The sequence below is a fragment of the Winogradskyella ouciana genome, assembly GCF_009709615.1.
GTDB classification, from domain to species: Bacteria; Bacteroidota; Bacteroidia; order Flavobacteriales; family Flavobacteriaceae; genus Winogradskyella; species Winogradskyella ouciana.
Genome location: NZ_WJYA01000305.1, coordinates 1 through 237, shown reverse-complemented (window position 1 = coordinate 237; position 237 = coordinate 1). Strand labels below are relative to the sequence as shown.

Here is a 237-nt window from a genome sequence, read left to right as displayed (position 1 = left end):
TTCTTCAATTAAATCCATAACTCGATTATTGCTGTTTAATTCACCGAGCATATTACCATTGTATGGGTCAACGAAAACTGTCAATGACTCGTTTTCGTAGGTGATATTTACTTCACTTGAACGAGTTGCTTGTTCTCCAGGACGATAGCTCGTAACCACTGCTCCAGCGTAATGATTTGTCACAATATCGAGCTGTTCAGACGGAGCTATTCGCTCTTTCTGCTGTTTAACTTCGTA

General features: G+C 40.1%; 1 protein-coding gene. It reads right to left on the bottom strand.

What is annotated here, in order from left to right:
• Positions 1–210 (bottom strand): PepSY domain-containing protein (locus F1003_RS19235; RefSeq protein WP_497986946.1); only part of this gene is annotated, 210 nt, incomplete at its 3' end.
• Positions 211–237: the final 27 nt, after the last annotated feature.